Source organism: Pseudoalteromonas sp. BZK2 (assembly GCF_014349195.1).
GTDB lineage: Bacteria > Pseudomonadota > Gammaproteobacteria > Enterobacterales > Alteromonadaceae > Pseudoalteromonas > Pseudoalteromonas simplex.
The window spans coordinates 57,672-77,293 of record NZ_JACSOG010000008.1; the positions used below are offsets into that span (position 1 = coordinate 57,672).

Annotated in this window: 20 protein-coding genes; 12 read left to right on the forward strand and 8 right to left on the reverse strand. The window is 39.9% G+C overall.

Annotation, left to right across the window (positions count from 1 at the left end; translation table 11 throughout):
- Window position 1 precedes the first annotated feature (1 nt).
- The 4 genes from BIZ38_RS06435 to BIZ38_RS06450 form a co-directional block, all read right to left on the reverse strand.
- Window positions 2–697 (reverse strand): class I SAM-dependent methyltransferase, encoded by a 696-nt coding sequence (locus tag BIZ38_RS06435; RefSeq protein ID WP_187489867.1) that lies wholly within the window; start codon window positions 695–697, stop codon window positions 2–4.
- Between the two features lie 124 nt (window positions 698–821).
- On the reverse strand, window positions 822–1,325 hold the full coding sequence (locus BIZ38_RS06440; RefSeq protein WP_138599379.1) for a GNAT family N-acetyltransferase: 504 nt from the start codon (window positions 1,323–1,325) through the stop codon (window positions 822–824).
- A 57-nt stretch (window positions 1,326–1,382) separates the two neighbouring features.
- Window positions 1,383–2,000: a glutathione S-transferase family protein gene (locus BIZ38_RS06445; RefSeq protein WP_054553468.1), complete on the reverse strand. Its 618-nt coding sequence runs from the start codon at window positions 1,998–2,000 to the stop codon at window positions 1,383–1,385.
- A 47-nt stretch (window positions 2,001–2,047) separates the two neighbouring features.
- Window positions 2,048–3,079: an NADP-dependent oxidoreductase gene (locus BIZ38_RS06450; protein WP_222938014.1), complete on the reverse strand. Its 1,032-nt coding sequence runs from the start codon at window positions 3,077–3,079 to the stop codon at window positions 2,048–2,050.
- Window positions 3,080–3,245: 166 nt separating this feature from the next.
- Between BIZ38_RS06450 and BIZ38_RS06455 the strand changes: the two genes are divergently transcribed.
- Together BIZ38_RS06455 and BIZ38_RS06460 are read left to right on the forward strand one after the other, a co-directional pair.
- Window positions 3,246–3,680, forward strand: coding sequence for a hypothetical protein (locus BIZ38_RS06455; protein WP_054553470.1), 435 nt, complete (start codon window positions 3,246–3,248; stop codon window positions 3,678–3,680).
- A gap of 11 nt (window positions 3,681–3,691) precedes the next feature.
- Window positions 3,692–4,534 (forward strand): SMP-30/gluconolactonase/LRE family protein, encoded by an 843-nt coding sequence (locus BIZ38_RS06460; protein WP_054553471.1) that lies wholly within the window; start codon window positions 3,692–3,694, stop codon window positions 4,532–4,534.
- Here BIZ38_RS06460 and BIZ38_RS06465 read toward each other — a convergent pair.
- From BIZ38_RS06465 to BIZ38_RS06475, 3 genes are all read right to left on the reverse strand, one after another.
- Window positions 4,531–4,764, reverse strand: a complete 234-nt coding sequence (locus BIZ38_RS06465; RefSeq protein WP_054553472.1) for a helix-hairpin-helix domain-containing protein — start codon at window positions 4,762–4,764, stop codon at window positions 4,531–4,533. The two genes, BIZ38_RS06460 and BIZ38_RS06465, sit on opposite strands and share 4 nt — an antisense overlap.
- Complete coding sequence (locus BIZ38_RS06470; protein WP_054553473.1) at window positions 4,754–5,749, reverse strand: hypothetical protein; 996 nt, start codon at window positions 5,747–5,749, stop codon at window positions 4,754–4,756. Before BIZ38_RS06470 ends, BIZ38_RS06465 begins: the two co-directional genes overlap by 11 nt.
- 159 nt (window positions 5,750–5,908) lie before the next feature.
- A complete protein-coding gene (locus BIZ38_RS06475; RefSeq protein ID WP_187489868.1) occupies window positions 5,909–8,644 on the reverse strand; it encodes a TonB-dependent receptor domain-containing protein in 2,736 nt (911 codons plus the stop codon).
- 258 nt (window positions 8,645–8,902) lie between these two features.
- Between BIZ38_RS06475 and BIZ38_RS06480 the strand changes: the two genes are divergently transcribed.
- Complete coding sequence (locus BIZ38_RS06480; protein ID WP_187489869.1) at window positions 8,903–10,108, forward strand: anhydro-N-acetylmuramic acid kinase; 1,206 nt, start codon at window positions 8,903–8,905, stop codon at window positions 10,106–10,108.
- Window positions 10,109–10,111: 3 nt separating this feature from the next.
- Here BIZ38_RS06480 and BIZ38_RS06485 read toward each other — a convergent pair whose 3' ends face one another.
- The gene (locus tag BIZ38_RS06485) at window positions 10,112–10,588 is read right to left on the reverse strand and encodes a hypothetical protein (protein WP_187489870.1); all 477 of its coding nucleotides are present in this window, start codon (window positions 10,586–10,588) and stop codon (window positions 10,112–10,114) included.
- A gap of 729 nt (window positions 10,589–11,317) precedes the next feature.
- Here BIZ38_RS06485 and BIZ38_RS06490 point away from each other — a divergent pair.
- The 9 genes from BIZ38_RS06490 (at window position 11,318) to BIZ38_RS06525 (ending at window position 19,584) form a co-directional block, all read left to right on the forward strand.
- Entirely contained in the window at window positions 11,318–11,938 is a 621-nt protein-coding gene (locus BIZ38_RS06490) for an SLATT domain-containing protein (RefSeq protein WP_187489871.1), read from the forward strand.
- Between the two features lie 2 nt (window positions 11,939–11,940).
- Complete coding sequence (locus BIZ38_RS06495; RefSeq protein ID WP_187489872.1) at window positions 11,941–13,284, forward strand: reverse transcriptase domain-containing protein; 1,344 nt, start codon at window positions 11,941–11,943, stop codon at window positions 13,282–13,284.
- Window positions 13,285–13,784: 500 nt separating this feature from the next.
- Window positions 13,785–14,591 (forward strand): tyrosine-type recombinase/integrase, encoded by an 807-nt coding sequence (locus tag BIZ38_RS06500; RefSeq protein ID WP_187489873.1) that lies wholly within the window; start codon window positions 13,785–13,787, stop codon window positions 14,589–14,591.
- Window positions 14,588–14,962 carry a transposase zinc-binding domain-containing protein gene (locus tag BIZ38_RS21755; RefSeq protein ID WP_262387564.1) on the forward strand — a complete coding sequence of 125 codons (375 nt, stop codon included), beginning with the start codon at window positions 14,588–14,590 and terminating at the stop codon, window positions 14,960–14,962. Before BIZ38_RS06500 ends, BIZ38_RS21755 begins: the two co-directional genes overlap by 4 nt.
- Window positions 14,963–15,060: 98 nt before the next feature.
- The gene (locus tag BIZ38_RS21760; RefSeq protein ID WP_262387565.1) at window positions 15,061–15,231 is read left to right on the forward strand and encodes a transposase; all 171 of its coding nucleotides are present in this window, start codon (window positions 15,061–15,063) and stop codon (window positions 15,229–15,231) included.
- Window positions 15,224–15,676 (forward strand): transposase, encoded by a 453-nt coding sequence (locus BIZ38_RS21765; protein WP_316247571.1) that lies wholly within the window; start codon window positions 15,224–15,226, stop codon window positions 15,674–15,676. The genes BIZ38_RS21760 and BIZ38_RS21765 overlap by 8 nt, the downstream gene beginning before the upstream one ends.
- 336 nt (window positions 15,677–16,012) lie before the next feature.
- Entirely contained in the window at window positions 16,013–16,849 is an 837-nt protein-coding gene (locus tag BIZ38_RS06510; protein WP_187489874.1) for a hypothetical protein, read from the forward strand.
- 122 nt (window positions 16,850–16,971) lie between these two features.
- Complete coding sequence (locus BIZ38_RS06515; RefSeq protein ID WP_187489875.1) at window positions 16,972–17,985, forward strand: DUF4917 family protein; 1,014 nt, start codon at window positions 16,972–16,974, stop codon at window positions 17,983–17,985.
- 138 nt (window positions 17,986–18,123) lie between these two features.
- Window positions 18,124–19,584 carry a hypothetical protein gene (locus tag BIZ38_RS06525; protein ID WP_187489876.1) on the forward strand — a complete coding sequence of 487 codons (1,461 nt, stop codon included), beginning with the start codon at window positions 18,124–18,126 and terminating at the stop codon, window positions 19,582–19,584.
- The last annotated feature ends 38 nt before the right edge of the window (window positions 19,585–19,622 follow it).

The window sequence follows — 19,622 nt, forward strand, 5'->3', positions numbered from 1 at the left end:
ACTATTCTTTAACGGCGGTAAATGCTTTTATTAGGCCAGCTTGATAAAAAGAGTAAACGCCTGTAAAGCCTGATTCGGCAATGATGTTTTCGATGACTTGAGATTCTCTTAAAGCAACGTCATTTTCATAAGCTAGTTTTACTTTTTCAATTTGTTCAGGGCTGACTGCAGCTGATGACATAACACTTAACCAGTGACTAAGCTGCTCTGGGTAAGTTTCGCCACTTTGATTGGCACTTAAGTCTGCGCTGACAAGCACTCCACCTGCTTTTAAACGTTTGTGAATATCTGCAAAAAATGCCACTCGTTTAGGTTCTTCAATTATAAACTGCGACACTAACACGGCTGTTGCCGCATCAAAGGGCATCAAGTTTTTGAGTGAATCTACATAGCCATTATGAAACTGGCAGCGATGTGCAAACCCTGCTTGCGTTAAATTGTGTTTGCATACTTTGATCATTTCAGTCGAGGGTTCGACAGCGGTGAAGCGGAATGCGGGAAATGCCTGTGCTAAATGCAAAATTTCATTTCCGGTACCCGCTCCAACGCAAAGAATATGCGCATTGCTTGGTAGTTTGCTGAATAAAGGTGTCATCATAAAATACAAGGCCTGGCTAATGGGGGCCATGTTTTGCCATTGTGAATCATAATTAGCTGCTTGTTGATCAAATAAGGCGGTGACTTCGTGTTGTTGCATAGTAAAAACCTAGTAGGTAACTTTAAGTGTTACAGAAGTGGTTAGCTTACTTTATTTTAGGAAACTTTAAAAGTTACTTAATAGGGCATTCAAATGATATGGTGATGTATGCATACTCATTTGCTTAATTTTTAGGTTTTAACAATGAAAAAAGGTGCGCATTAAATAAGTGTCCTTTCTTGAACATCGCGTTTTTTAAAACTGCATCTTGTTCGAAGCCTAATCTTTGCAGAACCTTCATTGAGGCAGGATTATCTTCGCACACGTAAGCAAACACTCTGGCGATTTTCGTTTTAGAGAATACTGTTTCGAGTAGCATAGATGCAGCTTTTACAGTGATACCTTGCCGCCAGTACTCTTTTGCCAGCCAGTAACCTAGCTCACCTGAGCGATCAAATTCAAACTCGCCTGGGTGCACACTCACGCATCCAATAAGTTTATCGTTAAATATAACGGCTTTAATGAGCTGACTTTGACTACCTTCATTAATCCACCACTGAGCATCCTCGTAACTATAAGGAGAGGGGATTTTAGTTGATAGGTATTGTGTAACATCCATGTCGTTAAGAATTGCAACAAGTTGTTTTGCATCTGACTCTACGAAGTCTCGAAGTGTAATCACGCTCATCCTTTGGAGTTTTGTAAGTGTGTGTGCGAAGGCATTGGAGTATGCCTTTGCTTGTCTTTATCCGTATTTGGCTTCTAACTCATTTGCTGTGCGATAGCTCTCATAGGTGTTTAATCGCTCGAAATACCGCTCTATTTCTGCAAAATGAGACAGCATGCCAGACTCAGCGACTTTCTCTATGACGAATGACATCATAAAATCAGCGCCAGTAAGGTTGTCATCAACAAAGTACTTTCTACCTTTCAAATGTTGATTAACATAGCTGAGTATTTTACCAATTTCATGGTCGGCATAATCAGCAATGAAGTTAGTTTTACAGCCATCTTTTGTAATAAATAGTTTTAATAAAAAAGGCACCATTGCTGAGCTTTCAGCAAAATGGAGCCATTGTTGATAATCAATGTAACTCTCACTTTGCTGGTTTGGCATAAACTTACCTTTGCCATACTGAGTTATTAGGTAGTCAGTTATCGCACCCGATTCAGTAATTACTTTACCGTTATCTTCAATTACAGGAGCTTTACCGAGAGGATGAATTTGTTTTAACTCATCAGGTGCTAAAAATGTCTCTTTATTACGTTGGTAGGCGATAATGTCGTAATCAACGCCAAGCTCTTCGAGCAGCCAAATAATCCGCTTAGAGCGTGATTTGTTTAAATGGTGTAATTTAATCATTTGTTATCCTTAATAGTGGCGCAACATTATTTGTTGCGCCTAAATTTTTAAATTGGCTGCTGAACTTGCACCACGGTTTTACCAAAGTTTTCACCATTTAACATGGCGTTAAAAGCGTCTAGGGTATTTTCGAAATCAGTTTCAAGGTGCTCTTTGTATTTTATCTTGCCGTCGTTCAGCCATTGTTGCATATCTTGCGCAAATTCACCGTAACGATCGCTGTAATCATCAAAGATAATAAAGCCTTGTACTTTAATACGTTTTCTAAGAATTAAGCCCATCAACATAGATAGGCGATCAGGCCCTGGTGGTAACTCAGTTGCATTATACTGTGATACTAAACCACATAGTGGGATTCGTGCTTTTGTATTAAGTAAAGGCAGTACCGCATCTAAAACATGACCACCGACGTTCTCGTAGTAAACATCAATACCTTGATCACAGGCGTCCTTAAGCTGTTCTTCAAAGTTATCGGCTTTATGATCTATGCATGCATCAAACCCTAAGTTCTCAATCGCATGCTTACATTTTTGTGAGCCTCCAGCGATACCAACGACTTTACAACCTTTTAATTTGGCTATCTGACCGACGGTTGCTCCAACCGGCCCTGTTGCTGCAGCTACAACCACTGTTTCGCCTGCTTTTGGTTCACCAATATCTAGTAGTCCCATATAAGCAGTAAACCCTGGCATACCTAAAATACCGAGTGCATAGGAAGGAGTATCTGGACTTTCTCCTAACTTCATCAGTCCTTCTGTATTACTTATCGCATACTCCTGCCAACCAGTATAGGCAAGTACCCATTCACCTACTTTATAATCAGGGTGCTCTGATTGCTCTACCTGACACACTGTCGCACCAACCATCACATCGCCAACTTCAACAGGGTCAGCATATGATTCTGCATCGCTCATACGGCCTCGCATATAAGGGTCAAGAGATAAATAAATTGTTCTTAGTAAAACTTCACCTTGTTTAGGTGAGGCAAGAGTAGATGTTTTTAAAACGAGGTTATTTTCTGTTGCAGGGCCTGTTGGACGTGATTCAAGAATATACTGACGGTTTTTAATTTCAGGCATACTTATCTCCTATGATTTGTTTTAAATCCTGTTTAATAAATAGGTGCGGGCATGTAATTAGAAATCAATGGCGAAATTGTTACCGAGTAGAAAATGATAATTTCATTCAAACGACAATCCATTTTGCACGGTATAGTGTAAAGGTGTATGCTGGAAAAATAATCAAATGGCGAAACAAATTGATATGAAAGGTATTTCTCTTATAGCTTTTACGCTTGTTGCGGGTTTTATGGCAAGGAGTGCGCATGCTAATACAAGTGTTTTATCGGTTGATCCTATCACTCCAGGAAACGTATTTGCGTTTGAAAACGACGCAAGACGTTATCCAAAGCAAAGTGAGTTTAGTATTGTTCACAGTGTTTCGATGAGCAGTGAAAGCGGCCGACGATTAGCTGTGGTAACTGTTGAAAACAAAGCATCAGGATCGCGTATCTTACAAGCAGACCATATTATGGCTTTATTTGCCGATGGGCGTCGCTTACACCCGTTAGCTTTTGATGAAGGTATCAAGTTAGATGATGGTGAAAAGCGCTCACTGACTTTATCTTTTGGTGAAAATGAATACCCCATTTTAGCGGTATACACGAGTTTAGATGAGTAAAAGGCAGGCCCATGAAATTACCTAAGCCACTGGCAATAACACTACTTTTAAGCTCACCGTTAGGTTTTGCTATTGATAGTCAAGACTTTGTTAAAGATAACGTGTTCACGCAAGGCATTGAAGGGCCAACCATGTATAACGGTGCCCTATACGCGGTGAACTATGCCCAGCAAGGAACGATTGGCCGCGTAGATAACATGGGCAAAACATCGTTGTTTGTGCGGTTACCGAATGACAGCGTTGGTAATGGCTTACAGTTTGACTCACTAGGTAATTTATTTATTGCCGATTACGTTAACCACAATATTTTAAAAGTACCTGCTGGCAGCAATAAAGCAGAAGTGTTCGCCCATAATAGCAAGATGAATCAACCCAATGACATTGCTATCACCAAAAGTGGGGCGCTGTTTGCAAGTGACCCTAACTGGGCGAACGAAACGGGTCAGCTATGGCGTATTAATGCGGATGGCAGCACACATTTACTCGAAAAAAACATGGGGACTACCAATGGAGTAGCGGTTAATAACGACAATACCAAGCTCTATGTGAACGAAAGTGTGCAACGAATCGTTTGGCAATACGACTTAGATGACAACTTAAACATTAGTAATAAAAAAGTTTTGATTAAATTTGCTGATCATGGCCTAGACGGCATGCGCGTTAATAATCAAGGGCATGTGTTTATTACTCGTTATGGCGCAGGGAAAGTGCTTGAAGTCTCGCCTACCGGCAAGCTTTTAAATAGCTATCAATTAAAAGGCCAGCATCCAACGAATTTGGCTTTCAACGAAACGCAAAACAAAGTGTATGTCACCATGCAAAAGCGCGGGGCAATCGAAGTGATTGAACTTTAGCCTTGCTTTGCTCGCGTAATAGCAGCGGTGATTGCCGCTTTTGCTTGCGGACTATTCTTCCAGCAATTTGAATGCAGCATCGACGCTACTCGCTCAGCAATAGTGTTGGCATCAAACCCAGCTAAGTCTTCAAACGATTCAATCCCAACTTCTTCGAACCGTTTTATAACCGTTGGCCCTACACCCTTGAGTGCTAAAAGCGCGCTGCGTTCTTGTTCGTTAAATGGCATGTTTTTGTTCCTTGTTCATTGCGTTTATAAACTGATGAGGGTCATCTAGCCCCAGGAAAACAGTGTTAATATCACCCATAGGTTCATTGAGCTTAATTTTAATATTCGGGTAGCCAGAGTAGTTGTAACGTTTGATTGAACGAGCGCGTGCAATAAAGTCGGTATTTAAATCAATGGATTTGATATTTTTTAAAGCAATATTGTAAGCAGGATAGAGCCCATAGCGAATAATGAGTTGCGATTTACTAATAGAAACAGGGCGCTTTGCAACTGCTCGGTATTCTGCAATGAAGAATAAAAGGCTAAATATAGTTAAACCAGTGATTATGTTTGCTGCTGTTGATGACCACACAAAGTGTATGAAGAAGTGCATCATGGGCAGTTCTAATAAGATAATAAAAATAAAGCCAAGTAAGTTAGCTTGTGCGCCGTCTTTATTATGATAACTAAAATGCTGTTCACCAGTGAAATAACTAGGTTTAATGTGTTTAGCGTAAAAAAAGAAAGCCCACATCCGTGTTTCGAAACATAAAAAGTTTGCAATAGCACTTTGTTTGAAAAGCTTGTTAATTGGCCGTTCGATAGCTATATCAGGATCTGTCTGCTGGCTTAAAGCGGATTTTATTGCCAGGTACACAGTAATGAGAGCACTTAGCTCTAAAATTACAATCAAAGCTAAAAGCCCGTAACGACCTTGCTCTAAGTAATTCATTAAAAATTTGTTTTGTTCGGGAATAATGTAACTCCCCACTAAAATAGCGAGTGAGCACATCATCAATGCTTTAAAAGCCGCTTCTTTCTTATTTTTAATTAATATTAAGCAAAGTACAGGTAATACTATCAGTGCATCAAGCAGGTATAACCATTCAAAATTTGCTTTGCCAAAGTCATTTAGTGGATGCTTTCCCTGATAATAAATGCCCCAAAAAAGACTAATACTGATTAGGAAAATAAATGGAATTTTTGACTTTATTGATTTGAGCATAACACCTTCCTTGCAGTTTTACTGCTTATATCTTAAACAACAATCTATTCACTGTCCCTTTTTATTCTGAATATACTCGTACTTTCTAAAATAAAAAAGCGCACCGGGCAGGGTGCGCTTGAGGGGATCAATCCTGTGTAGCTAAAACAGTAGGATTAATTAGAAGCTTGGGGCATATCTCAGTGAAACACCGACTGAACGGCCAATCACACTGTAATCACTCACGGTGTTAAAGTGGTTTGCGCCTACCTCAGGTGTTGGTGGTTCACGATCTAATAAGTTATCGACACCAAAGTTAACAGCAAGTTCCTCGTTAACTTGCCATGCAGCAGCAAAATCTAAGTAATTTTGTGCTGAAATTGTTTCTGAACGGTCGACAGCATACTCTACTTCACCTATTCTGCGCCAGCCAAGTTGGAAGTTCATGTTATCTAACTGCCAATCAATGCTTGCGCGATGTTTGTAGTCAGCTTGCAAGATACTCGCAAAGTCGCCCGAACAGGCGCTGCCATAAGTTCCTTTACAGTCAACTTCAGGCACTGTGCTGTTGTTTTGACGGGTTTGTTTAGTAACAAAGTTACCTTGGTACGAGAATCTAAAACGACCACCCATTTGCTCTGGTGCATCAATCACATAATTTGCTGCAACGTCGATACCTTCTTGCTCAATGGCGGCTAAGTTAAAGTCATTAACGATGGCTGTGCTAATAAACCCCGTGTTTGGATCGCGAAGTACCGCACCACACAATGGGTTGTTCGGGTTCGGGTCATCAACATAACAGCTTTGTAGTGCCGCACCTGGCTGAATTTGGCTTACCGCATCTGTAACACGAATACTGTAGTAATCGAGTGATAAATCAAAGCCTTCTAAATAGCTAGGTGTATAAACAATGCCTAATGTATCTGATTCGGCTTGCTCAGGTTTAATATTTGGGTTACCACCATAGGTGTACTCTGCGGTACTTGAATCGAACTCAGTGCCAACAGGTGGCGCACCAAACGCAGCACATTGAGTTGCATCACCGGTGCCAAGTAAACATGGATCGCCGTTATAACGCCCTGCTAGTCGTGGCACAAACTGGTCGCTATTTTGGTCAAATAACGATAACGAGAGCGCTGTGATTGGGCTGGCAAATTCACCTAAGTTAGGTGCTCTAAATGCGGTTAAGCGGTTGGCGCGAATACGAATGTCGCTGTTTATTGCCCAGTTGATACCTAGTTTGTAAGTGTCTTCTGCTTCGGTATTTGAGTAATCAGAAATACGGTAGGCACCTTCAAAGCTAAGCTCTTCAGCAAACGGTTTATCAACTAAGATAGGCACTAAAATTTCAGCATAAAACTCTTCAGAGCTAAAGCTTGCATCCATATCAAATGCGCTGATAGACGCAAAGCTGGTGCCGTTCCTAAATGCATCGCCCGGTGTTTGTTTACCGGTTTCTTTACGGTATTCGTAACCGATTGCAAAATCGATAGCACCGGCTGGTAATTCAAATAAGAACCCAGAATCACCCGATAGTGTTGCTGAGATGACACTTTGAGTACGGTCGCGAGTGGTATAAAGCAGCGGATCGCTAAAGTCGCTGAAATCATGGTTGGGATCAAAAATATCGACTGAATTTGCAAGGGCAGCAAAACGACTATTACCGTTGTTATCATTGCGGTATGCGTTGTTGTAAATGGTGGCTACTTCGTCCGTTTTGCCGTACTGACCATATACGTCATAACGTAAGTAGTCAGTTAAATCACCTTTTAAGCCCAGTTGAAATTGCATTGAATCACGCACCGCTTCGGTGTGTTGCACGCCTAAACCTAGGTTACGTTCAACATTAACAAGGGCATTGCCTTCGCTATCAAACGTGAGTTGGTCACGTAGTTCATCAGGAATATACGCATTGTCTTGCGTGAGGGTCACTTGCTCGTTTACAAAAATCGGTGTTTGACCACTGGCACCCGCACCGTTTACGGTCACTTTAGAATACATTGCGCGGCCATAGGCAATGGCACTGTCGCTCACATCAACGTCAAATAATAAGCCCGCAGAAAAACGGTCCATCGGCTGAGTTAAATAACGGTCAGCTGTGAAATCAGTTGTTTGACGCTCACTTGTTACAGCACCAGAATCAGCAATACCGATGCTGTTGCCAGAGGCAACGTCAGTATAATAACCACCGCTGTTGATCATTGCTGTTGAGTTTTCAAGCGCATAGTCACGCTCGCCGGCTAATAGCTCTTTTCGTTCGGTGTAACCAATATAGCCTGTTACATGGCCGCGACCGTCGGCGATGTCACCACCAAAAATTGCTTCAAAGTTAAGCTTTTCGTTACCGCCGTCGGCACTTTCGTAACTGGTTGAGAATTCAGCGCCAGTAAAATCATCGTCTAAAACAAAGTTAACAACACCAGCTACCGCATCGGCACCGTAAACCGCTGCTGCACCACCTGTTAATACATCAACGCGTTTTATTAACCCGGCTGGAATAGTATTTACATCAACCGAGTTACGAAAACTAAATGGTACCGCGCGAGTGCCGTCAATAAGAACCAATGTGCGGTTTTGACCAAGGCCGCGTAAATCAATCGTTGATGAGCCAAATGAGTCACCGACTGTGGCGCCGGTGCTGTTGGCACCCGCCGCAGCTTGTGGCAGTTTCGCGGTAATATCTTCAACGTTCACTGCACGGTCTAGGTGAATTTGTGCTTCATCAACGCTCACTACAGGACTACTTGAGACCAGCTCAGTACGTTGAATACGTGAACCTGTTACGGTGATCACTTCAGGTTTTTTTGCTTCAGTGCTTTGCTCTGCGTGTGCATAACTAATTACTGAACTTACAGCGAGAGCTAAAGGTGATAGCAGCAATAGCGAGCGATGCCCTGTTGATGTATTTGCTTTCATGATGATTCCCTTGCGTTTATCATTTAAATCAACGCAGGTTGGTGTCTGACCTAGACCATTTAGTTAATTTAATGAGTCATACTTTTTGTTATGATGCTTGTGTGCTCTCCTTTTGGGGAGCTCACCGGTACAGTTTTAAAGCAATTTAAAAGTCTTTGCAATAATTATTCTTTAAATCTATTATTTTAAAATATAAACTATTCCAAGTCGTTAACCCGCTTATTTACATCTAATAAGCTGATTTTAAGTGATTTATTTATGCATCAACATATTGAAAAACTGTATTTAAGCGCAAAAAAAGAAAAAAAATTAATAATTGGTCTAATGAGTGGCACCTCATTAGATGGTCTTGATATTGCGCTATGCGAAGTATCAGGGCAAGGCATGGATACTCATGTCGAAGTCGTAAAGTTTACGACGGTCGACTACGACGATGATTATAAAACGCGTGTAAAGCGAGTGTTCGCCAAACGCGAATGTGACCTTGAAGAAGTCACTTTACTCAATCCTTGGATTGGTCAATTACATGGTGAAATGGTTGCCAAAACGTTAGCCAGCTGGGGAGTAGCAAAAGAACTTGTTGATGTGATAGCTAGCCACGGACAAACTATTTATCACTGCCCTAAAAACCAACACAAACGCCCTGAATATGGTAATGCAACACTACAAATTGGTGATAGCGATCATTTAGCCGTGACTGCAGGTATTACAACCATAGCTGATTTTAGACAAAAGCACATTGCAGCGGGTGGCGAAGGTGCACCGCTTGCTGTATATGGTGACTACTTGTATTTCACAAGTACCAGCGAAAACCGCATATTGCTTAATATGGGCGGCATTGCAAACTTAACCTATTTACCTAAATCGGCAGATGCACGAGCGGTTTTTAGCTCTGATATTGGCCCCGGCAATACCATTATGGATGCTTATGTGCAGCGTTATTTTGCACCACTTCATTATGATAAAGATGCCGCTATTGCAACAAAAGGCGTGGTAAGTGAAGATTTGCTCGCAGCGCTGTGTGATGATGCATTTTTTGCTTTAGGGTTTCCAAAAACCACCGGGCCAGAAGTGTTTAATCTAGACTATTTAGCTGCAGCACAAGTACGCTCGAATACGCAGAACTTATCGCATTTTGATGTGATGGCAACCTTAGTGCAGTTTTCAGGAGCAATGATTGCTAAAGCAATTAACCAATGCAGCGAAGGCTTAACCGATGTGGCTGTATACGCCAGTGGTGGTGGGGTTCATAACCCATTATTAATGGACACTATTTTAGCTAATTGCCCAGCGCTTTCTGAGATAAAAAATACCGATTCGTTGGGGATTAATCCAGATGCAAAAGAAGCCGTGTTATTTGCTATTTTAGCGAACGAATGTCTGTCGGGTGGGCAACAACGCTTTGGTAATACTGAGCAAGGGATCCCCGATATTACCATGGGTAAAATTAGCTTTGCTGACTAGGCCCTAGAAAAAGGCTAAAAAGCTTGCGCCAATATTACTAATGTAATGGCGTAAGCCCTGGTTTTTAGCTTGCTCAGAAGTTAATAGCTCTGGTGATGTGCTAGCTGCAATGCTGACATCAAACTGGGCGCTGTCTTTAAGTGTTGCATGCAAGCCGTGTAGCATTAATTGCAATACAAATTCACCACTGTGAGTAACGTTTTCTAAGGTAAGCATTATAACGTGCTGTTCTAGATCGTGTTGCGTTAAAGTGTGTGCAGTAAAATACGCCGATTCGCGCGCATCAGGGCGGGTTGCACTGATAGAGATCACGTCACCTTCATGGGCATCATCTGGTAGCACACAACAAAACACAACACGCTTTTGATCATTAGCCGCAAAATGCAATTGTTCGTATTCCATAGTATGCGCAAGTGCAGCACATAAAGGGTCTTCACTAGAGGGGAGTGCAAACGAAAGTTGCACCAAGGCACTGTCCATTACTTCTTCATTACGTTAGGTGATTAAATTAGCGTCAATTATTGATCAGTTAAATGACAGAATTATGACTATTGTCATATTGCGGATTATATATTTTAGAAACAGAGAAAAGTTGTTCTTTCTGTTCCAAAACTGGAATGGTTTCTGACAAGATTGGAATAGAAAGTCTTGTCTGGCAAGGGTTTTAGGGTTGAGGGGGAATTTTGGTATTTTGAGTTTTCTGATAAGGCGTGACAGCTGTATATTTGCCCCAAAGCTATAGAAAAACCATAATGAAAATATAAAGTCCTAGAGTTATACAAACTCAGTTTGGATTAATCTGAAATCAGCCATCTCTCTGCCGTCATGTTACTCGAAATGCCCCAAGGTGAGTTAACGTAATTGCTTTAAAGGTCTTCTTTAAGCAAGAAGCAGATCTCCGTTTTCTTTATATTATCAAGTAAGCGGCTTGACCCCTTTTGGCCTTTCACGCAGGGAATGACATTGTTGATTCTCTAGTTGTTGGGACAAATCCTATTGATAATATGTGTTTCTGGGGTTAATCTAATGTAGTGCCTTAGGGGTGGTGGTATGCTCTATCACCCACTCAGAGATGAGTGAACGTAATTTTGAAAAGCAAGTAATTGCTTTTAGTTTTAGTTAAGCAACTAAAGCTTGCCCTAACACAAGGAAGGGCGTTAACTCTTGATAACTTATAACTCCTTTGGCACCTAAATTAAGGATAATCATTTGCTTTCAGATAATATATGGTGGACGCGTCAAACAAGAATTCGTACTGAACGACGACTCCTATCTAACGCCTTTCATTCTCAAGTAATTCTTTTCTGGTATTCATTTTATTCCGTGGCAGTGTCTATTCATTACTTAAATGCAGATACTGACCCTAATTTGAACAAATATTGGCTTATATACTCTGTTTTAGTTCTTGTGGTTTCTGGGTTTATTAATGGCTTATCTTATAAAGAACGAGCAGCGTCAGTTAAAGAGAATTACGAGTACCTTAAAACTCTTTACGTTAGAGCGTGTGAGCATGAAAAAAACCAAACATCATGCTCGGAGCTTGCAAAGGAGTATGAGGAAGCACTCAATAAATGTGAAAATCAAGCACCAGTAGATTACCCAGAAGCTTTGTATGATACTTTCATGTCTGCGACTGACAAAGCACAAGTGAAACCGCACCCCACACAATATCAGATCGATATAGCTCTAAAGAATCGTAAATATCGTAAATTATATATTTCTTTTCTATATCTACTTCCTATTCTCATCACCATATTTTTAAACGGAAATAATATAGTTAGTTTTATCGCGAAATGCGTTCGTTTTTTAGCTGAGCTATGGTGTAGTTAATAATGATAAATATCAGAAAACAATTCGATAACTTTTTTTCCGAAGAAAATTTAACTCGGATTTTTCATGAAGTAATAATTTACTCTGGCGGTACTGGTATTGACAATATCAATCAATATACATTTCGAAAGCAGCAAAAAGAGCAAATTAAAATTATTTCTCGAAAGATGAAAGATGGTAGCTATGATTTTACTAAATATAAACTTAGCTTAATCAGCAAAGGAAGAGGAAAACCTCCGCGCGAAATATCTATCCCCACAGTAAGGGATAGAATAGCTTTAAGAGCTATGTGCGATTTTTTGCAAAATAGGTTTGGCAAAAGTGTTAATTTCGAACTACCCCAAAGCGTCATAAGAAAAATAAAATCAGGTATAGAAACAGGGATGTATGATGGTTATGTAAAGCTTGATGTATCTAATTTTTACCCATCAGTAGAACATAAATTACTTGAAAAACAGTTGAATAAAAGGTTGCGATTACACCCTGATATAACGGGGGTCCTGTTTTCAGCAATCAAAGCTCCCACTGTGACCCTATCAAAAAAAGATGACAAACAATCTGAAATAGGTGTGCCTCAAGGTTTATCTATTTCAAATATCTTAGCGGCCATTTATCTACAAGACTTAGATAAATACCTTAGCGACATACCTAGCTCTTTAAGCTTTAGATATGTTGATGATATCTTGATTTTGTGTGATTTTGAGGATGCTGAAAAAATTGCAAAGAGTGTAATTCAAAAATACTCAGAGCATAATTTAGTGATACATTGTCCGAAAGAGATGCCTCATAAATCGAAAATTGCTGAGGTATCCGATGGGTTTGATTATTTAGGTTATAAATTTGATGGTAACAAAGTTTCAGTAAAAAGCGGAAGCATAGAAAAGCTTAAAGAATCTTTAGTTGGGTTATTTACTAGTTTTAAATATTCTACGAAGCAAAGTAAAGAGTTTTTAACGTGGCGCTTAGATTTAAGAATTACAGGCTGTATTTTTGAAGATAAATGTAAAGGTTGGTTGTTTTTTTATTCAGAGATAAATGATGAAAAAACGCTACATAAGTTGGATCATTTCGTAAGTAAATTATGTAAGCGATTTAACGTTGACATAAAGCCTAAAAAGTTTGTGAAATCCTTCCATGAAATATTACATAGAAAAAGGCAAACAAAATATATACCTAACTTTGATACTTCCTCAGTTGAAGACAAAGGCAAAATGCTAGCCAAATACTTTGGTTATAACCTGAAAGGAATGAGGCCAGACCAAATAGATTTTGCATTCCGCAAGAAAATAAGTGGGCAAATTAAGGATCTCGAATCAGATATCAAAGACTTCTCTGTAAGCGGATAAATTAGCTGGTCTATTATGCCTTGGGATACTCTTGCAGTGTGCACTATGAATTCGCTGGCCTCTTATCAGCTTTTTGCATAGAGCGCTAGTCGACTCTAAATTATTTCTGTCCATAGACGGGTTATTAATATAACTCGCCTTTGTCCCAAAACGTGTTTATGCGAATGACTCAAAAGAGCGAAAACTGGACATTTATCTTTTGAATAACCCCAGTATTTGTATACATACTTAATCAAGTTGCTTGCATAGTCAGGAAAACGACCAAATCGCTCATTTTTGCCTAAGTTAAAATTGTAATCCACTTCAATTTTCTTTTAACTAGTAATTGGTTAGTGGTTTTGATAGAAATAGATGATTCAGAAATACGAGCGATAGTGTGGTATACAAATGCGCGATTAGCTCGCTATTAACATGTTGAACTAAGCCGCTACGCGGAGATCCAATGCTCACCAACTGAGCCACACTTACCTTGGGGTTATCCTATAACTTGGAGGTAAGTCATGAACCCACTCATAGAACAAGTCAAAACAGAAATAGCCTATCGAGGTTATTCGCAACGTACATGTAAAAGTTATTGCGAGCATTTACTTAAATTGAGTCATTATTTTGATAAGCCACTCGATTTAATTACCGATAAAGAACTGAATGCGTTTTTTAATGATCCTGCTATTCGTAAACTTTCTAGAGCAAGCCAAAAAGTACAGATAAAAAGTATTTGGTTTTTGTTTAAACATATTTTACATCGACCGCTGAACCTAGATATCGCATTACCAAAAGCGAAGACTCGTGCACCAACCTATCTATCTCGAGACGATGTTCGGCTGCTAATAGAAAGCTGTACGGATATGCGATTAAAAACGTTAATAGTGGTTTGCTATGGCTGTGGCTTACGCATTGGTGAGCTTCTACATATTAAAGTGCAAGACATTGATGGAATACGTAAAACCATATTGATTGAACAAGGTAAAGGAGATAAATCGCGTTATGTTGTCGTTTCAGATAGCGTTCTAAATCAATTACGCAGTTACTGGAAAATGTATCACCCAACGGGTTGGATGTTTTACTCGCGATTGTTAATGGATAAACCTATGTCAGCATCGACCTTTAGGAAGCCATTGAGAAAGCACGCACAAGCATGCGGCTTAAAACACTGTAATCCACATGCACTACGCCATGCTTATGCAACACATCAACTTCAACACCAGCTTGGTCATAGCGACATTAAAACCACGCAAAGTTACTTACATTGGTTACCTGAATTGGGGCATGGCGGTGTTGATTTACTCGCAAGTTGGGTTAAATCATGAGCACTTTGCACCTAGCTGATATTTTATATTCGAGTCTTGGGCATTATCGTCAACACCATACAATGAGCTATCAGCAATTACGCGTCTGCCAGCACATTCAATCATGCAGAACGGGTAGGCTCGGTTACCAAGCATGGCAATGTGATAGCTGTGGTGAGTCGCAAAAGATTGGGTGTAGTTGTCGAGACCGTCATTGTCCGCGTTGCCAAGGCATAGCCACGGCTAAGTGGGTGCAAAGACAGCAGGAAAATTTATTACCGTGTAGGTATTTCCACCTTGTTTTTACGCTCCCCATGAACTCAATATCATTGCGCACTACAACCCAAATATGTTGTATCAGTGTTTATTCAAGGCCACATGGCAAACGCTGAGTAAATTTGCCAACCGAAAAGGACATGGTCAATTAGGCATGACAAGCGTACTGCATACATGAGGGCAAAATTTAAGTCAGCATATCCATTTACATTGTTTGATACCCGCAGGTGCAATAAACAAAGCGCACTGGTATGAAATAGAAAAAGGCTATTTATATCCCGTAAAAGCGTTATCAACAGTCTTTAGAGGGAAAATGCTGGCGGAACTCAATGAGTGTGATAGTTCATTAGCGAAGATAAACACGCCAACAAAATGGTGTGTATAGCAAGTCCTGTTTAACATACAGTGAAAAGCTAGTGAGTTACCTTGCGCGTTATACCCGAAAAGGTGTGATGTCAGAATCGCGATTAGTGTCAGCGACTGAAGAAACAGTGAGATTTAAATATCGCGACTATGCAGATAACAACCGCGATAAAGTCATGACACTGAGTTGTGATGAATTTTTGCGACGTTACTTACAACATGTATTGCCTAAAGGGTTTATGCGCATTCGCCACTACGGTTTTTTAGCTAATGCGTGTCGCAAGCGAAAGTTAGCGTTAATAAAGGCTCAATCAACACACAAATGCAAACTAGTGCAGACAAAGCCAGAAACAAAATCATTGGTACCGCATTGGTTTTGTCAGTCATGCAAGGTGGGTATTTTACTATTTATTATTGGTGTGATGAATTCAGATACGCCGAAAAATGAAATAGTGCGAACGAGTTAGCAGCCTTGCTTGCTGCTTAAAATGAATGAGTTAACCTGCTTAATTGCTCAGGCTAACGACCTCTGTGTGCGTAAAAATATAATTGCTTCTTAAGGCAAATTTAGGTGTAATGGAAGCATAATAAACGCTGAGTAAAGCAGGGATAGCTTAGATGCGATAGGCTCGCCAGTAACGTTGGCTTGATATCGCTTAGGCCAGAAAAAACAAATTCCCATAGCATAAACAACACCAACTCTGACACACCGAGCAGGTAGCGGCTCAGTCCAACAAGCGATTATGCAACACAAACTGCGTGTCGCATAAATACTAAAATGTTAGGCCACAGAGAGATCGACCATGTTAAAAACTCCCGCTTTAAGACGGTATGAGTCTAACCAAATCAATATCAATGATCAGCTATGCTATTACTTATTCGCCGATAAAGAAGTAGAGCAGCATCTAAATGCTAAAACCGATTTAGTTGATGAAAAGTATACTACAGAGGTTTTTACGACAAATAATTATGCTGAAAGGCTACATGTAAAAATTAGCGCCTTAGGTGATTTTCGCCAAAAGTCGTTTCACACTTTTTGTGGTATCACTTTGATATCATCCATTGAGTACTTACTAAGCTATGTTGATGATATCCAGGAATTTCGTTCAAGGATAGAACCGAGTGCGATTGATAAAGAGACAGATGATAAGCCAGAGATCCAGCTTGAAAAAAAGCTAAAATCGTGGATAGAGAGCGATGAAATTAAAGGCCTAATAAAAACAATCAAGTACTTACGATTAAGAAGAAATCACATTGCACATGTTAGATCTTTTCTTTCAGACGATCTAAAGGCATTAATTAAAAACGATTCAAATTACCTTAATAAATTCTGGGGGAAAAAGAAGACCAATATTTATGACTTCGATTTCTCAAATATGAATATATCAGAATTTGGTGAGACCGAGATACTTGCGATTGTAAACTTGTCGGGAGTATGCATGAAGATTATTGATGAGCTTGTGATTCAGTCAATTGATACTGATAACATCGTTAAATATGAAGTTATTCGTTTTAATGAAAAATTGGGTAAGACCCAATTGCCTTCTAGAAAAAAAGTTAGCAAATTTAATGGTTATTTAGCGAGTAATTATGGAATGCTATCTATATCTGAAGAAGAGTACGTTAAATATGTGGGGTAAGCCTAACAAGCAGCAGCAACGGACTCGTCAAACTGTCACTTGTTTTGCCAAAAACCGCAAAACAAGCGCCAGTTTAACTCACCGCTGTGCTGGGCGTTAAGCGGTATTAGGAGGATTCAGGAATGTCGTACCGAATTTATAATTGGCTAGATATCTCTCATCACTTCAATGAAGCCATTTTAATTGGTAATGGTGCATCAAGAAGTATTAATGATAGCTTTGATTATGGTTCTCTAAAAGAACATGCAATTGAAAACGGATTACTCACCGAAAACGTAAGAAAGTTGTTTGCATTCTTTAAAACAAATGATTTTGAATTAGTCTTACGTTTAGTGTGGCAAGCAAATAGAGTAAATGATGCATTAGATATCAAGGACAAAACAACGAAGGTTGCTTATGAACATGTAAGAGACAGTTTGATTAGGGCTGTGCAAAGCATTCACCCTGAGTATTTCGAAGTTGAAGAGCAGTTTCCAGATATAGCAGAGTTCTTGAGTTCATTCAGGACAGTTTTATCTCTTAATTATGATCTAACACTGTATTGGGTAGTTATGTACGCCAATCGTATACAAAATGGACATTCATTTAAGGATTGTATGGTACATGGTGAATTTTCTGAAGATTGGCGTCGATTCCGTAGACCTATTGGTCATCGAGAACAGAAAAATACATTGATTTTTTACCCGCATGGTAGCCTTATACTTGCTCGAAATATTCTTGAACAAGAAGTTAAGTTGGATGCTCGACAAGGTAATGACCTCTTACGTTCTATACTAAATAGTTGGGAGTCTGAAGAGTTTGTTCCGTTATTTGTTAGTGAGGGAACATCAGAACAAAAAGTCGGAACTATACAAAATAGTCACTACTTATATACAGTTTATAGAGACGTTTTGCCAAACATAGGGTCCAGTTTGGTTATCTATGGTTGGGGTGTGTGGGAAAACGATATACATATCCTTAAGCGTCTAGGTAGTAGTCGCTTTGCTCGGCTCAATCGAATCGCCGTTTCTGTGTTTAATTATGACCAGTCTTATTGCCGAAGAGTGGCTGAGATGATTGCAACTTACATAGGTAGAAGAATAGAGGTGGTATTTTTTGATTGTAAAAGTAAAGGCTGTTGGAATAATCCCGCTTAACAAACTGTTTAAGAGTGATTCGCAACGCGTGGCATTTTTACTATGCTTTGGTTTTAGTGTTTAAGGTGGTATGCGGGAGCTTCGGTATTGCGTTGCTCACACCTTAACAGGGCGTTATATTTCAAAGGGAGTACATAGGTGAGTCAGCAGGAACTACACGACTTAATTATTTATCAAGATAGATACTTTGAGATATTGACCGAGTTTTTTCTCAGCGTGACAGGGTGTCTGCCTCGTGAGTTTTCAGCACTGGATAGATTTTCGGAATCTATTCAAGGAATGGCCATCTCTTTAAGAGAAAATCCTAGCAGAGCGGAAAGTGCTATGGTGGCATTTTCAAATCTAGAAGGAGATCTTAAGAAACTATATTCGGAAGAAGGTGGAAAAGCTTTTAGTGCAGCCAAAAAATTAGATGCATGTAAATTGAATTTGGGTGGAAGTAGTCGGTTTTTAGAAACACAGTTAAATGCCACACGCAAGTCTCTTCTTTATTCTGATACGGTTTTAATTCCAGATCCTGTAATGCCATGGCTAGAGAAAAGCCGTGATGAAGAAAAGTTCAGTCATGTTATCCCACTTCAGATGGTGTTTTTCATATTACATTTGAGTGACCTCAAGGGTAGCGAATTTGATCTTCCACCATTTTTTGTATTTCCAAGTTTTGAGAAGTCACTTGAAGAACATGACCAGCAAACGCAAGAAAATAGCATTCAGCTTATCACCGATATATTTTCGCATTATGTAGACTCAGGAATAGCTCACCCTCAAGACATTATTGAATTGGCTGCAACGAATCCTAGCCTGTACTTTGAGAAAATTGAAAGAGCAAAGCTTTTTGTTTCACCGGGATCTGAGCCGGGAAGATCCTTAAAAGTAGAGTTAGAAAATTACAAGTCTGAAATGAGGCATTGGAGGTCAGAAGATTGGTGTAATGATATGTTTTCCCAAGGTGATGCTAGTGTGATAACAAATGCGATCTTTGAGCGTATTATGCCAAACTACCATTTATTAGAAAATGCTGATGAGCTAAGAAGCCATCCATTTCTGTGTGTGGACGCTCAGGCGCACTATTACCAACTTGTCGCAGGTATGAAGAACGCATCCGCTGGTGAAGCTGCGTCATTTGATCCAACTACCTCCGCAATCCTACAGTCTCTTACGTCTAAAAGACTTGATTATTTGGCCAATATCAAAGATGAGCAGCTCGTTGCATTGAGAAAGACTGATGAGAATGTTGAATTTAGGCGAGAACTAAGAGATTTAGTTAACAGTTTGCCTAATACAAACCTTGAAGATTTGGGGTATGTAGCTTCCGAAGTATGCTCTCATATTGAAAGAGCTATATCGAAACATGAGAAGCAGGTTTCATCGCTTAATGATAAATATCAAGCAAAGCATAAATACACGGCTTTAGTTGCAGGTGGCACATTGGCTGTAACGATGTTTCCAGTTCTCGCCCCTTTCTTAGGCGCATTACTTCCTCTAGGTGGCGCTGCAGCGGCAGGTAAATATGTTTCCGATAAGCTCGATCAAAATGCAGAAGTTGGACAATTTTCTCACTCCATGATGGGTGTAATCTCGAGAGCGAAAGGGAAATGAAATATAACAAGGCGCTGCTACGGAAAATTTACTCGCTG